Here is a 13,436-nt window from a genome sequence, read left to right on the forward strand (position 1 = left end):
GCCCGATGCCCCAGGAGCACCTCGACTCGCTGTCGGCAGTCGACGCCGCCTTCCTGCATCAGGAGGGGTCGAACACCCACATGCACATCGGCGGGGTGGCGATCCTGGACGGGCCCGCCCCGGGCTACCGCGAGCTCGTCGCGCACATCCGCTCGCGGCTGCACCTCGTGCCGCGCTACCGGCAGAAGCTGGCGGCGCCGTCGTTCGGGCTAGGCCGCTGGCGGTGGATCGACGACCCGACGTTCAACCTCGACTACCACGTCCGCCACACGGCGCTGCCCGCGCCGGGCGACCGCGCGAAGCTGCATGCGCTGACCGCGCGGGTGTTCTCCCAGCGGCTCGATCGCACGAAGCCGCTGTGGGAGCTGTGGATGATCGAGGGGCTCGACGACGACCGCTTCGCGCTGCTGTCGAAGACGCACCACGCGCTCGTCGACGGGGTCTCGGGCGTCGACCTCATGACGATGCTCTTCGACCTCGAGGCGGAGCCGCGCGACGCCGGCGCCGATCGCTGGGAGCCGCGGCCCGAGCCGTCGCAGGCGCAGCTCACCGCCACCGCGGTCAGCGGCGCCGCGAAGCGCCTGGCCGAGCTGCCGTTCCGGGCCGCCGCCTCCGCCGTGCGCGGGCCGGGCGACGCGATCGACCGGGCGCGCGAGACGGTCGAGGCGCTCGGCGAGGTCGCGTGGGCGGGGCTGAACCCGCCGCCCGACACGCCGCTCAACATCGAGGTCGGGCCGCACCGGCGGTTCATGGCGCTCGACGCGTCGCTCGACGACTTCAAGCGGATCAAGGACGCGCTCGGCGGGACGGTCAACGACGTCGTCCTCACCGTCGTCGCCGGCGCGCTGCGCCATTGGCTGCACGGCCGCGGGCTGCGGACCGAGGGGCTCGAGCTGCGCGCCTGCGTGCCGGTGTCGGTGCGCAGCGAGGCCGACCGCGGCGCGTTCGGCAACAAGCTCGTGCAGGTCGTCTGCCCGCTGCCGATCTACATCTCCGACCCGATCGAGCGGCTGCGGTTCGTCAGCGACGAGATGCAGCACGTCAAGGACTCCAAGCAGGCGCTCGGGGCCGAGGTCATCGCGGGCGCGCAGGACTTCGCGCCGCCGACGATCCTCGCCCAGGCGTCGCGGATGAACTTCGCGACGCGGTTCTACAACCTGCTCGTCACGAACGTGCCGGGCCCGCAGATGCCGCTCTACGTGCTCGGCCGCCAGCTCGAGCACGTCGCGCCGGTGCCGTTCCTCGCGGGCGACCGCGCGCTCGCCGTGGCGGCCATGTCGTACAACGGGTGCCTGACGTTCGGGCTGCTCGGCGACTTCGACGGGCTCCCCGACCTCGACGTGATCGTCGAGGGCGCGGAGCAGTCGCTCGCCGAGCTGCTCGGGCTCGCGGGAGCCGGGCCGCTCGGGCGGCGCAAGCCCCACGCGACCCGCACCCGCCAGCGCGCCCGCGCGCTGCGCGACTCTCAGCCGACCGGCTGACTGCGCAGCACGCAGGGGATCACGGACGACGACGACCTCGGCGGGCCGTCGTGGAAGCTGACCGTCGTCTGGAACGGCAGCCCGCCCTTCGGGCACGATCGCGGCGCCTGGATGAACGAGCGCCGCCCCTTGCCGAACGCCTTGACCTCGATCTCGAAGCTCGCGATCGACGGGTCGCGGACCGTGTCGAGGACGTGGATCTTCGGGACGTCGATGCTCAGCGCGTAGCCGTACCGGCCGCTCGTCTTGCGGAGGATCCCGGTCATCGGGATGCCGGCCTGGACCTCGCGCGTCTTCGCGTACAGCAGCAGCGTGCGGCCGCCCTTCGCTCGCGGCCCGTTGAAGAGCGTGAGGTCGGCGTGGACGTTGTCGAGCAGCGGCCGCGCGTCGACCATCGCCAGCCCGGTGCCGAGCCGCGTCTTCGCCGGGCACGCCTCCGGCCCCGCGCGCAGGAACTCCTTGAGGTCGCAGGCGGGGAACGCGGTGTCGTTGACCTTCGCCTGCGGGAACTTGATCGCGATCTGGCTCATCGCCGCCGGCGGGGTCCCGTCGGGCGTCTTGAACGTCGCGGCGACCGTCAGGCCGAGGTCCCACGGCTTGCCGAGCGGCTGGCTGAGCAGCTGCGCGGCGTAGTCGACCGAGGCGCTCGTGTCGGCGGCGGCGGCCTGTGCGGCGGGAACGGCTGCGAGCGCGCAGGCGGTCGCGAGGACGAGACGGGACAGATGACGGTTCATGCTCCTCCAAGCAAGAGCTCCGCGGTCAGCTTCTTGAGCTTCACGCGGACGGGGAACGGCTCGGGCGTGCACGAGGCCGTGTCGGTGCAGGCGTTCACCTGCGCGAACGATGCGACCTGCGCGGTGACGGCATCGTCGACGTCCATGACGCCGAAGCGCACCCTGCCGTCGGGGGTGATCGCGGGGCTGACCCGGAAGCGGCCGGCGAAGCGGACGGGGAGCGGCTGGCTGGTCTGCGCCTGCGGCGCCGGCGCGTAGGCCTTCGGGCAGCCGCTGCCGATCTCCGAAGTGAGCGTGGTCTTCAGCCGCAGCGTGCCGGTGATCGTCCCGCCGAAGGGATCGAGCAGGCCGCGCGTCGCGCCGGCGCTCGTGATCGTCGCCGGGCCGGAGCGGAGCGCCGGCTCCGTCTCCGACCCGTTGACGCATGGTGGGCTGTCGTCTGCCAGCCCGAAGCTCGTGCCCGTCATCGCCGCGCCGCCGGCCACAATCGTCTCGATCGAGCCGAGCTTCCCGTAGCCCGAGGTGTCGGCGCCGAAGTCCAGCTCGAGGCTGAACCTCCCGTCGAGGGTGACGGTCTGCGCGGCCGGCGGCTGGAACGCCGGCAGCGGGAACGCCATGACGCCGGTGTCGCTCTCGATCCCGAGCAGGTCGTCGCTCGACGCCTGCGTCGCGCGCGTGAGGCGGACGGTGATGGGCAGCCGGAAGTCGACCGCCTGCGCCTTGCGGATGAACGCGGGCTTCAGCGCCGCCCGCGGGTTCGCGGCGAGCTCGCGCTTGAGCGCGCGCTTCGTGGCCGTTCGGCTCTTCGCTTCGGATTCGTTCGCGCCCATGACGAGAAGACCGGCAACGAGGAGCGCGGCGATGACCGGGAAGCGTCCGTGCAACCGAAGCATCGAGACGGCGACCGTATCCGCGCCCGCATGTTGCGGGGGACTTCTTTTCGCCCGTCAACGCACTGGGCGCAACTCCTCTCCGTCCAAAGGCTGAGGAATATCCGTCGTCGGGCTGATGTCGACCGTACATCCGCCGACTTAGGGTCGATTCCGCGGGTGGGGAAGGGGTTTCAAACCACGACGGAGGAGACTGTCTTGTCGTCTAATAGGCGAGCCTGGAAGGTCCTCGGGCTCCTTTGTACGTTCGGCCTCCTGGCCGGACTCATCGCAGGTCCTGCGTCTGCGAAGCGCATGAGCGCGAAGCAGAAGGCGGCCGTTCGCGCGCAGCTGCGCCACGCGGTCAAGCACAACCCGAAGGCCGTCACGAAGAAGTCGTTCCTTCGCAAGGCCAGCCTCGTCAACTTCAAGCTGCCGGTCACCATCCGTCTCCGCAACAGCTCGTCGGCGACGAACCCGAACGCCGCGAACATCGACCTCGGTGCTTCGCTCGGCCAGCGCACGATCAACCTCGGCGGCGTCCTGCCGGCGGAGATCGAGTTCGCCGACTCGTACGACGGCGGCGCTCTGGGCAACGTGAAGCTCCAGCTGCTCCCGGGTGGTGGTGGTCTCACGACGACCGCGATCCCGCTGCTCTGGAACACGAACGTCTCCGCTCAGCCCTTCGGGACGACGGACGCAGAAGGCAACGGCGGCTGCGGCGGCTACAACGGCAGCACGCCGCTCGCGTACGCCCCGATCTACGACAACTCGGGCACGACGGTCGTCAATCCGCCGCCGTTCGACGGTCCGAGCTTCGGTGCCCCGGGCTTCCCGATCGTCCCGGGCGTCGACTCGATCGCGGCGATCCAGCCGTCGGGTGCCGTCAACAACCCGAACAACGTCGGCACGAGCTTCTCGCCCTTCCCGGCGGGTGGCCCGAGCGGTCCGGCCAGCGTCTCGGACACGGTCCTCCGTACCGCGCCGCTGAACCTCACGATCGCGTCGCCGGGCGTCAAGAACGACTCGGCCGTCGAGGGCTCGCAGCAGGTCACGACGGGCGCCAGCGGCGGCCAGGCCAACCTGTTCGGGAACATCCCGGGCAAGGCCTACGGCATCGACGTCACGCTCAACCTGCAGACGAAGATCAACTCGATCCTCCGTCAGGTCGACGCCGACGCGCAGAAGCTGCGCATCGGTGCCGCGTGGCCTCCCTACGCCCTCCAGTGCCGCCAGGCCTACACGGGCTACACGCAGAACTACATCAACGGCGTCCGTCTGAAGGGCAACCTGAAGATCTCGCCGGCGATCATGTCCGACGGCAAGCTGCGCATCGCCAAGGCGAAGCTCAGCTCGTCCGACGCGGGGACGCAGATCGGCCTGGCCGCCTGCCTCTTCCCGGATCGCACGTTCGCGGATCAGGACAACAGCAGCGACACGGCCTCGGTCACCGTCCCGACGCCGCCGATCAACCCGGGCGCCGCTCGTGCCTCGGCCCCGAACGTCCCGTGCAACCAGCTGCCCACGCAGCTGGTGACCGACGCCGGTGTGGCGCCGTTCAGCACGCCGGCCGGTGACGGCTGGACCACGAGCTCGAACGGCTCGAAGGTCTCCGTCTCGGGTCTCCTCTCGGTCTCGAACGTCGACGCGGACATCCTCGTCGGCGACGCGATCCCGTAGGAAGACTGGCAACTAGACGCAAGTAGGCAGTACGGTCGGGCCCTCGTGGGAGCGGGGGCCCGGCGTTCTGTCCCGGAGATGGATCTCATGCATCAGCAGCACCTCCGCTTCCTGGCCTGGACGGCCGCCGTCGTCGCGTTGTTCGCGGGTCTTGCCGCGATCCCGACGGCCGGCGCCTCCACCGCCTCCACCGACTCGAGCGTCGAGGCGTCCGCCTCCGCCAAGTGCACCGCGCGCATCCTGCGTGGTCGCGCGTACGTGAACCTCACCTACAAGACCTGGGTCTACAAGTTCCGCAAGGTCAAGGGCTCGAAGCCGAAGCGCTTCAAGCGCGTCGTCGTCCGGGTCAAGCGCCCCGTGAAGACGAGCTGCGCGCGCCGCTGCGTCCTGACGAAGAAGAAGAAGGGCAAGCGCCGGGCGGTCTTCGTGCTCAAGCGCCAGCGCGTGAAGGTCAAGCGCGGCAACCGCATCGTGACCGTGCGCCGGAAGGTGCGCGTCTACAAGTTCGGGACGTGCCCGACGACGGCCAGCTCGCTCGGCCAGCCGATCACCGTGGAGGTCCTGCCGGAGAGCAGGGCGTTCCTCGACTTCGGCAGCTTCCAGCGCGAGGCGCCGGTGACCGGCAAGCTCAAGGGCTTCGTGCCCGGCGGCGTCCGGCTCGACCGCGACAACCAGGTGACGTTCACGAGCGGCTCGCTCAGCCTCGGCCAGACGCCCGTCTTCATCGACGACGACTGCAACGGCCAAGTGACGGCGGCCATCCGGACGGGCACGCCGACGCAGGTCCTGCTCGACACGACGAAGACGAGCACGAGCACGCTCAAGTCGACCGGTCAGGTCACCTCCATCAACTACATGAAGATCCGGCTTCCGCTGGAGATGCGCAACGACGACACGGGTTGCGATCAGCCGTACATCACGACCGGCTACACCGAGTTCAAGAAGACGTTCTTCCTGAAGGGCACGCTTGGAGGAGGCGGGCTCCAGAAGGTCGTCCTGACCTCGCCGCCGGACACGCTGGACGTCGAGGCCTGCCTGTCCCCGGGCCCGCCGAACCAGCCGTGCAACGGGTTCGTGATCCCGCTGCCCATCCTGATGAGCACGCGGCTGGTCGTGTCGATCGACATCTCCGGGAAGGGGTGATGCGGCGCGCGGCGGCGATCCTCGCCGTCGCCGCCGTCCTGGGGGGCGGCGGAACGGCGGGCGCGACGGAGCCCGACGTCCTCGTCGCCGCGTCACCCGGTTGGGGAGGAGAGGGAGCGCAGATCGCGAGGCTCGGGGAGGGCCTCGCGGTCTACGCGCTCCCGACCCCGAAGGGAACGACGGCGCGGGCACGAGCGGCGCGGCTCAGACGCGATCCGCATGTCCTCGCCGCCCAGCCCGACACGAAGCTCAGGCCGGCGGCCCTGCCGCCCGGCGTCTGCGCCACCGCGGCGCCCGAGGGCACCTACACCGAGCTCGCCGACGAGACGGGCGCCTCGCAGGTGAACGTGCCCACGACGCGCCCGATCGCCGTGCTCGACACCGGCGTCGACGGCGCGACGCCCGAGCTCGCCAACCGCCTCGTGCAGCCGTTCAACGCCATCGACGGCGGAACGAACGCGAGCGACGGCGACGGTCACGGCACGCAGGTCGCGGGCATCGCGGCCGCGGCGCCGGGGAAGATGCGCGGCATCTCCCCCACGAGCCCGGTCATGCCGGTGAAGGTCTTCTCCACCAACGGCGACGGCACCGCGGCGGACCTCATCAAGGGCCTCGACACCGCGACCTCGCGCGGCGCCGGCGTGATCAACATCAGCGGCGCCGGCCCGCAGGCCGACGCCGACCCGAACGACGTCTCCGTCGTGAGCGCCGCGATCACCGCGGCGACCGCGCGCGGAGCGGTCGTCGTGGCGGCCAGCGGCAACGACGGCGTGAGCGATCCGTACGTCCCCGGCAGCCTCCCCCACGTCCTGACCGCAGGCGCCTCGCAGGACGCCGGTCGCGCGCAGTTCTCCAACAACGGCCCGTGGGTCGACGTGCTCGCGCCGGGCGTCGACGTGCTCGCGCCGCTCGGCCCCGGCCTCTGCGCGACCGGCTTCGGGCCTGTGACCGGGACCTCGTTCGCGGCGCCCGCGGTCGCCGGCGCCGCCGCGATCGTCCAGCAGCTGCACCCCGAGGCGTCGGCCGCGCAGGTCGCGGACATCGTGCGCCTGTCGGCCAAGCGCAACCCCGGCACGCAGCGCGACGACGAGCGGGGCTGGGGCCTGCTCGACGTCGCGGCCGCCAGCCGCACGGCGGTCCCGCTGACCGACGGCCCGGAGATCGACGACGACGTCGCGTGGCTCAAGGGCCAGTACGCCAAGCGCCATCCGGCGCTGCTGCGCACGGCGCGCAAGCAGAAGCGGCAAGCGATCGTGTCGTCGATCAAGGACCCGCAGGACGTCTGGCCGGTCTTCGTCCGCAAGGGCCAGCGCGTGAAGGTGACGGCCGCGGGCGGCAGCGGCGCGCTTCTTGACCTCAGCGTCTGGGATCCCGGCACCGGCCCGTTCGACATCGGCAAGGACCGCCGCAGGCACCTGCTCGAGGAGCTCGGGAGCTTCTACGCGCGTCCGTCGCTGAAGTTCAAGGCGAACCGCACCGGCGTGCACTACGTCGCGATCGTCGCGCCGGACCCGCCGTCACCGGTCATCGACCCGTCGGCCGATCCCGAGACCGAGGAGAAGGCCCACGCGGCCGACGCCTACGTGCTCACCGTCGAACGGCTGCGAGCACCGGCACGTCGCGCAGCACCGAAGAAGGCGAAGCGCCCAGCCCGGAAGTCCCGCTGAGGTCGCGCATCCGCGCGACCGCCTCGGTGCGGTTCGAGGCGCCGAGCTTGCGCAGGATCTGCCGCACGTGCGACTTGACCGTCGCCTCGGAGATGAAGAGCCGCTGGGCGATCGCCGCGTTGCTGGAGCCGCCGGCCAGCAGCGCGAGCACGTCGCGCTCGCGCCGCGTCAGCGGCGCGTTGACGCCGTAGTCCTCGCCGCCGGTCGGCAGCACGACCGCCGAGTCCATCGCCGCCGCCGCGCTCGGGCGCACGCTGGCGACCGCGTCGCGCGCGAGGCCCGGCAGGATCCCGTCCAGCGCCGCCTCGATGTCGCTGCCGAGCGCGAGCAGTCGCTGCCGCTCGGCCGCCATCGCCGCGATCAGCTCCGCGCGCTGGATGAGCGCCGACAGCCCGTTCGCGTACGTCCACAGCACCTCGCGGTCGAGCTCGTCGACGAAGAGGCCCTCGGAGCCGACCCGGTCGGCGTGCAGCAGGCCGACCGCGCGCCCGCCGCTCAGCAGCGGCGCGACGACGTAGCCCTCGGTCCGCGACGCACGGACGATCGCCGGCGCGGTGTCGGTCAGCGGCTGCGAGACGAGCATCGGGACCGCGGCCCGGATCGCCATGCGCTCGGCCTCGACGGTGTCGAGCAGCGGCGGGTTGGACTGCGCACGCGCGAGGAACTGCGCCGCCGCGCGCGGGTCGCCGCCCGAGTGGACGCTGACCGCCACGAGCTGGTTGTCGACGATGCGGAACGCCGCCGCGCGCTCGAACCCCGCGGCGCGGCACAGCGAGCGCGGCGCCTCGTCGAGCAGCCTCAGCGGGGACGTGATCGTCGACAGCCGGCCGATCGCCTCCTGCACCGCGCGCAGGCGGCGGGCGATGGCGGCCCCCGTGTGCTGCGCCGGCGCGAGCGCCGTGCGAGTGAGCGTGGCCAGACCCATGGGACCGCGCGACCCTACGCGGCGCCGATACCTGGCGCAAAACGACCAATATCCAGTCAGCCGATCGGCCGATCGACAGGTTGAGAGCCCGGCGAACCGGGCTGAGCGCTCAGCTCAGCTCGTCGGCTCCCACTGCGCCTCGGCGAGGTCGCCCTCCGGCAGGCCGGCGGGCGTCGGCACCTCGGGCGTGTCGCGCAGGTACCACTCGGCGTCGAGCGCGGCCTGGCAGCCGGAGCCCGCGGCGGTGATCGCCTGGCGGTACGTGTGGTCGACGAGGTCGCCGGCCGCGAAGACGCCGGGCCGGTTGGTGCGCGTCGAGCGCCCCTGCGCGATGACGTAGCCCTCGTCGTCCGTGTCGATCTGACCGTGGACGATGTCCGACTGCGGCTCGTGCCCGATGGCGATGAAGGCGCCGTCCATCGGCAGCTCCTCGGTGTCGCCCGTCTCCGCGTTGCGGATGACGGCGTGCCCGAGGCCGCCGTGCTCGGCCGGGTGGAACTCGTCGATCGTGTACGGCGTCTTCCAGTCGATGTTGTCGATCGCCTGCGCGCGCTCGAGCATGATCTTCGACGCGCGGAACTCGTCGCGGCGGTGCACGATCGTCACGCGCTTGGCGAACTTCGCGAGGAAGATGGCCTCCTCCATCGCGGAGTCGCCGCCGCCGACGATGATCGTCTCCTTGTCCTTGAAGAACGCGGCGTCGCAGGTGGCGCAGTAGCTGACGCCGCGGCCGGAGAGCTCGTCCTCGCCGTGGATGTCGAGCTTCTTGTGCTCGGCGCCCATCGCGAGGATCACCGTGCGCGCGCGATGGACGTCGTCGCCGACGTGCACCTCGTGGACGCCGCCCGGCTCGTCCGCCAGCTTGACCGCCGTCGCCTGGTCGGTCAGGAAGCGCGTCCCGAAGCGCTCGGCCTGATCGCGCATGGTCTGCATGAGCTCGGGGCCCATGATCCCGTCGCGGAAACCGGGGAAGTTCTCGACCTCGGTGGTCTGCTGGAGCAGGCCGCCCCAGAAGAAGCCCTCGATCACGAGGGGCTCGAGGTTCGCGCGCGCGGTGTACAGCGCGGCCGTGTAGCCGGCCGGACCGCTGCCGACGATGATGACGTTCTCGATGCGCTCTCCCATTACTTCACGAAGTATAGGACACCCGCCGGCCGCTCAGGCCGGCACCGCGACGCCCGCGCGCTCCCGTTCGAGCTGCTCCTCGCGCCGCCACCTCGACACCGTGTGGCGCAACTGGAAGTAGGCGATCGCGCCGGGGATGGTGGGCAGCCAGAACGCGAACCCGCGGTAGGTGAGCACCGCGACGGTCGCGAGGCCGAAGTCGACGTCGAGCGCCGCGAACGCGCCGATCATGCCGCCGTCGACGCCGCCCACGCCGCCCGGCAGCGGGAGCAGGTTGCCGAGCATCCCGACGAAGTAGCCCATGACGATGACCCCCCACGGCGGCGGGTCGCCGAACGCGTGGAAGCACGCCCACAGCACCGCGATGTTGAAGCCCCAGAACGCGAGCGAGCCGAGCAGCGCCGGGTCGCCGGATCGCACGTGGCGCAGCGCCTCGCGGACGCCGACCGACACGGAGGCGGGTACGGTGGCCAGCCGGCGGCCGACGCGCGCCAGCCGCTCGTGGTGGTGGTTGCTCGCCCAATTCGCGAAGCGGCGCTCGAAGTCCGTCGGCACGAACGCGAGCGCGAGGCCGAACGTCGTCACGACCGTCGCGAGGATCGCCGGCACGATCGTCATGCCGAACGGCGCCGGGCCCGAGAGGACGCCGAAGCGCAGCAGCAGCCCGCAGACGACGATCGCCGCCATGTAGACGATGTACGTGAGGACGAGGAACGCGATCGTCGAGTCGGCGACCTGGCGGCGCCCCATCCCGGACCGCCGCAGCGCCCACGCCGTCAGCGCGATGCCGCCCGCGCCCCCTGCCGCGAGGATGCGCGTCGCGGCGAGCCCCGCCATCGTGATCTGGTAGCTCGCCTTGAGGTCGACGCGCGAGCCGGCCTGGACGTAGACGAACTGGAAGAGCACGACGTAGCCCGCGAACGAGGCGATCGTGAACCCGAGCGCCACCGCGAGCCACCACGGGTCGCCCTCCTCGATCCGGTGCCACGTGTCCTCGAGGCCGGTGATCCGCGGCAGCCCCCAGTACAGGAAGGCGAGCGCGACGAGGATGAAGAGGCTGCCGAGGAGCAGCATGCGGCGCGTGATGCGCAGCCGCGGCATCTCCTCGTCGACGACAGCGTCGTCCGCGATCTCCCTATCGATCGGACCAGACGTCACAGCCGGATGCTAGACGGCGCATCCGCCGTTGCCACGTCCCCGGGCGCGCCGGACTTGTTGAGACACCGCACTCAGGCGCGCTGCGCGCGCGCACGCGCGCGAGAGGCATCTCGGGCCTCGGCCACGAGCGAGGCGATGAGCATGCTCGTCTCGTCGGCCTCCGGATGCCACTGGACGCCGAGCGCGTAACGGTGCGCGGGCGCCTCGATCGCCTCCGGCAGGTCGTCGAGCGTCGACCACCCGGTGACGACGAAGCCGTCGCCGACGGCGTCGACGCCCTGGTGGTGGTGCGACTTCGTCGCGTGCAGGTGCTCGCCGGTGGCGCGCGCCGCGAGCGACCCGTCCTCCAGGCGCACCGCGTGGTCGGCGAAGACGCCCGGCGTGTGCCGGTGCTCGGAGTGGCCGACGAGCTCGGGCAGGTGCTGGTGCAGCGTCCCGCCTGCGGCGACGTTCATGACCTGCATGCCGCGGCAGACGCCGAGCAGCGGGACGTCGCGCTCGAGCGCGCGGCGCGCGAGCGCCAGCTCGAACGCGTCGCGCTCGACGTTCGGCGCGTCCGTGTCCGGGTGCGCCTCGGCGCCGTACGCGGACGGGTCGACGTCGACGCCGCCGGCGAGGATGAGCCCGTCGACGAGGTCGAGCACGGGGTCCGGGTCGTCGAGGGCCGCCGGGTCGGGCGGCAGCAGGACCGCGAGGCCGCCCGCGCGCTGGACCGCGCCCACGTAGCCGCCGGGCACCATCGCGACCCGGTCCTCCCACACGCCCCAGCGCGCGGTGTCGAGGTAGGTGCAGATGCCGATGACCGGTCGCGTCATGACACGATCGTAGGCATGTACGAGACCGTGAACCTGGAAGTCCGCGACGGCGCCGGCCGGATCGAGCTCAACCGGCCGGAGTCGATGAACGCCTGGAACAAGCAGTTCGGCAAGGACCTCCTGGCCGCGGTCGAGCGGTGCCAGTCCGACGACGACGTCCGCGCCGTGCTCATCACGGGGGTCGGCCGCGGGTTCTCGTCGGGCGCGGACCTCAAGGCCGGCTTCGACCCCACGCCGGAGGGCCACCCGGACGTCAGGACCGCGCTCCACGAGCTCTACCACCCGATCATGACCACGATCCGGCGGATGCCGAAGCCCGTCGTCGCCGCGGTGAACGGGCCCGCCGTCGGCATCGGCTGCTCGCTCGCGCTGTGCTCCGACCTGATCGTCGCCGCGGAGTCGTCGTACTTCCTGCTCGCGTTCGTGAACATCGGCCTCGTCCCCGACGGCGGCTCGTCGCTCTACATCCCCGCGCGCGCGGGTTTCACGCGCGCGGCCGAGATGGCGCTGCTCGGCGAGCGCATCCCCGCACAGCAGGCCTACGAGTGGAACCTCATCAACCGCGTCGTCCCCGACGCAGAGCTGGGCCGGCGCGCCGACGAGATCGTGGGCAAGCTCGCCGCCGGCCCGACGAAGTCCTACGCGGGCACGAAGCGCCAGCTCAACCAGTGGCTCTTCACGCGCATGGACGAGCAGCTCGAGCTGGAGGCGGACATCCAGCAGGAGATGGCGGCGTCGGGCGACTTCGTCGAGGGGGTCACCGCCTTCGTGCAGAAGCGCACAGCCCAGTTCACCGGCAAGTGACCCGGGGGCAGTCGCGGCGCGTTCACGACCGACCGCGCACTATCATCCCCGCCGCTTTGCGCACCCCTGCACGCCTTCTCACGACTCTGGCCGTGGCCCTGGTGGCCACGTTCGCGTTGACGGGCGTCGCCTTCGCGGACTTCTGGACCCCGGAGAGCGGCGGCTCGTCCAACGCGGACAGCATCGACACGCTCTACAAGATCGTCTTCACGCTCGGCGTCCTCGTCTTCCTCGGGGTCACCGGCGTCCTCCTCTGGTCGCTCTTCAAGTTCCGCGCGCGCAAGGGCGCGGTCCCGGCGCAGATCCGCGGCAACACGCGGCTCGAGATCGGCTGGACGATCGGCGCCGCGCTCATCCTCGTGGTGATCGCGATCGTCACGTTCATCACGCTCGACGACATCCGCAACGCGCCGGAGTCGGATCCCAACGGGCTCGAGCTCGCCAAGGCGACCGGCCCGGCGGGCGAGACCGACACGCCGGACGACCGCGCCTTCCCGCCCAGCGGCAAGACGCTGAAGGTCCTCGTCAACGGCCAGCAGTACGTCTGGCGGTACACGTACCCCGACGACACGCCGAACGACCTGCTCGACAACGCGTTCTCGTACGAGACGATGGTCGTCCCGGTCGACACGACGGTCACCCTCGAGATCAGCGCGCAGGACGTCGGGCACTCGTGGTGGATCCCGAAGCTCGGCGGCAAGTTCGACGCGATCCCGGGCCACACGAACTACACGTGGTTCAAGATCCCGGGCAAGCTCGCCGGCCAGACCTTCCGCGGCCAGTGCGCAGAGCTCTGCGGCCGCAACCACGCGAACATGTACGCGCACGTCCGCGCCGTGACGCCGCAGGAGTACGAGGCGTTCATCGCGCGCAAGAAGCGCGAGATCACGGACGCGAACAAGGCCGCCGCGCAGCAGCGCCGCGAGCAGGAGCAGGGCCTGGGCGCCGAGGCCCCGGCCGATGACACGGCCTCTTCGGGCCAGTAACGACCCAGAGAACCTCATGGCTGCCACTACTGCCGCCCCGGCAACGACA

The 13,436-nt window shown here is 71.4% G+C and carries 12 protein-coding genes; 6 read left to right on the top strand and 6 right to left on the bottom strand.

The features are described from left to right. The first annotated feature begins 5 nt into the window (after positions 1–5). Positions 6–1,481 carry a WS/DGAT/MGAT family O-acyltransferase gene (locus tag AC1UE4_RS09565; protein WP_482916993.1) on the top strand — a complete coding sequence of 492 codons (1,476 nt, stop codon included), beginning with the start codon at positions 6–8 and terminating at the stop codon, positions 1,479–1,481. Here AC1UE4_RS09565 and AC1UE4_RS09570 read toward each other — a convergent pair. Both AC1UE4_RS09570 and AC1UE4_RS09575 read right to left on the bottom strand, forming a co-directional pair. After that, positions 1,466–2,215 (bottom strand): hypothetical protein, encoded by a 750-nt coding sequence (locus AC1UE4_RS09570; RefSeq protein ID WP_482916994.1) that lies wholly within the window; start codon positions 2,213–2,215, stop codon positions 1,466–1,468. The genes AC1UE4_RS09565 and AC1UE4_RS09570 overlap by 16 nt on opposite strands. After that, positions 2,212–3,108, bottom strand: coding sequence for a hypothetical protein (locus AC1UE4_RS09575; protein ID WP_482916995.1), 897 nt, complete (start codon positions 3,106–3,108; stop codon positions 2,212–2,214). Before AC1UE4_RS09575 ends, AC1UE4_RS09570 begins: the two co-directional genes overlap by 4 nt. Before the next feature lie 291 nt (positions 3,109–3,399). Between AC1UE4_RS09575 and AC1UE4_RS09580 the strand changes: the two genes are divergently transcribed. The 3 genes from AC1UE4_RS09580 (at position 3,400) to AC1UE4_RS09590 (ending at position 7,574) form a co-directional block, all read left to right on the top strand. Continuing rightward, positions 3,400–4,764 (top strand): hypothetical protein, encoded by a 1,365-nt coding sequence (locus AC1UE4_RS09580; protein WP_482916996.1) that lies wholly within the window; start codon positions 3,400–3,402, stop codon positions 4,762–4,764. A 78-nt stretch (positions 4,765–4,842) separates the two neighbouring features. Continuing rightward, a complete protein-coding gene (locus AC1UE4_RS09585; RefSeq protein WP_482916997.1) occupies positions 4,843–5,907 on the top strand; it encodes a hypothetical protein in 1,065 nt (354 codons plus the stop codon). Further along, positions 5,907–7,574 carry a S8 family peptidase gene (locus AC1UE4_RS09590; protein WP_482916998.1) on the top strand — a complete coding sequence of 556 codons (1,668 nt, stop codon included), beginning with the start codon at positions 5,907–5,909 and terminating at the stop codon, positions 7,572–7,574. The genes AC1UE4_RS09585 and AC1UE4_RS09590 overlap by 1 nt, the downstream gene beginning before the upstream one ends. Here the strand turns inward: AC1UE4_RS09590 and AC1UE4_RS09595 are convergent. From AC1UE4_RS09595 to AC1UE4_RS09610, 4 genes are all read right to left on the bottom strand, one after another. Continuing rightward, positions 7,495–8,499, bottom strand: a complete 1,005-nt coding sequence (locus AC1UE4_RS09595) for a LuxR C-terminal-related transcriptional regulator (RefSeq protein ID WP_482916999.1) — start codon at positions 8,497–8,499, stop codon at positions 7,495–7,497. The two genes, AC1UE4_RS09590 and AC1UE4_RS09595, sit on opposite strands and share 80 nt — an antisense overlap. Positions 8,500–8,613: 114 nt before the next feature. Next, positions 8,614–9,624, bottom strand: a complete 1,011-nt coding sequence (trxB, locus tag AC1UE4_RS09600; RefSeq protein ID WP_482917000.1) for a thioredoxin-disulfide reductase — start codon at positions 9,622–9,624, stop codon at positions 8,614–8,616. 33 nt (positions 9,625–9,657) lie between these two features. Continuing rightward, positions 9,658–10,782, bottom strand: coding sequence for a lysylphosphatidylglycerol synthase transmembrane domain-containing protein (locus AC1UE4_RS09605; RefSeq protein ID WP_482917001.1), 1,125 nt, complete (start codon positions 10,780–10,782; stop codon positions 9,658–9,660). Positions 10,783–10,853: 71 nt separating this feature from the next. After that, the gene (locus AC1UE4_RS09610; protein WP_482917002.1) at positions 10,854–11,597 is read right to left on the bottom strand and encodes a gamma-glutamyl-gamma-aminobutyrate hydrolase family protein; all 744 of its coding nucleotides are present in this window, start codon (positions 11,595–11,597) and stop codon (positions 10,854–10,856) included. 15 nt (positions 11,598–11,612) lie between these two features. On the opposite strand from AC1UE4_RS09610, the gene AC1UE4_RS09615 reads away from it, so the two are divergent. Together AC1UE4_RS09615 and coxB are read left to right on the top strand one after the other, a co-directional pair. Further along, positions 11,613–12,401, top strand: coding sequence for an enoyl-CoA hydratase/isomerase family protein (locus AC1UE4_RS09615; RefSeq protein ID WP_482917003.1), 789 nt, complete (start codon positions 11,613–11,615; stop codon positions 12,399–12,401). A gap of 92 nt (positions 12,402–12,493) precedes the next feature. Then, positions 12,494–13,387: a cytochrome c oxidase subunit II gene (coxB, locus tag AC1UE4_RS09620; protein WP_482917004.1), complete on the top strand. Its 894-nt coding sequence runs from the start codon at positions 12,494–12,496 to the stop codon at positions 13,385–13,387. The last annotated feature ends 49 nt before the right edge of the window (positions 13,388–13,436 follow it).

The sequence above is a fragment of the Parviterribacter kavangonensis genome (genome assembly GCF_056863335.1).

Bases quoted from the DNA above. Each gene is read 5' to 3' on its own strand.
- AC1UE4_RS09565 (WP_482916993.1), top strand. From the start codon at position 6: ATGCCCCAGGAGCACCTCGACTCGCTGTCGGCAGTCGACGCCGCCTTC.
- AC1UE4_RS09570 (WP_482916994.1), bottom strand. From the start codon at position 2,215: ATGAACCGTCATCTGTCCCGTCTCGTCCTCGCGACCGCCTGCGCGCTC.
- AC1UE4_RS09575 (WP_482916995.1), bottom strand. From the start codon at position 3,108: ATGCTTCGGTTGCACGGACGCTTCCCGGTCATCGCCGCGCTCCTCGTT.
- AC1UE4_RS09580 (WP_482916996.1), top strand. From the start codon at position 3,400: ATGAGCGCGAAGCAGAAGGCGGCCGTTCGCGCGCAGCTGCGCCACGCG.
- AC1UE4_RS09585 (WP_482916997.1), top strand. From the start codon at position 4,843: ATGGATCTCATGCATCAGCAGCACCTCCGCTTCCTGGCCTGGACGGCC.
- AC1UE4_RS09590 (WP_482916998.1), top strand. From the start codon at position 5,907: ATGCGGCGCGCGGCGGCGATCCTCGCCGTCGCCGCCGTCCTGGGGGGC.
- AC1UE4_RS09595 (WP_482916999.1), bottom strand. From the start codon at position 8,499: ATGGGTCTGGCCACGCTCACTCGCACGGCGCTCGCGCCGGCGCAGCAC.
- trxB (WP_482917000.1), bottom strand. From the start codon at position 9,624: ATGGGAGAGCGCATCGAGAACGTCATCATCGTCGGCAGCGGTCCGGCC.
- AC1UE4_RS09610 (WP_482917002.1), bottom strand. From the start codon at position 11,597: ATGACGCGACCGGTCATCGGCATCTGCACCTACCTCGACACCGCGCGC.
- AC1UE4_RS09615 (WP_482917003.1), top strand. From the start codon at position 11,613: ATGTACGAGACCGTGAACCTGGAAGTCCGCGACGGCGCCGGCCGGATC.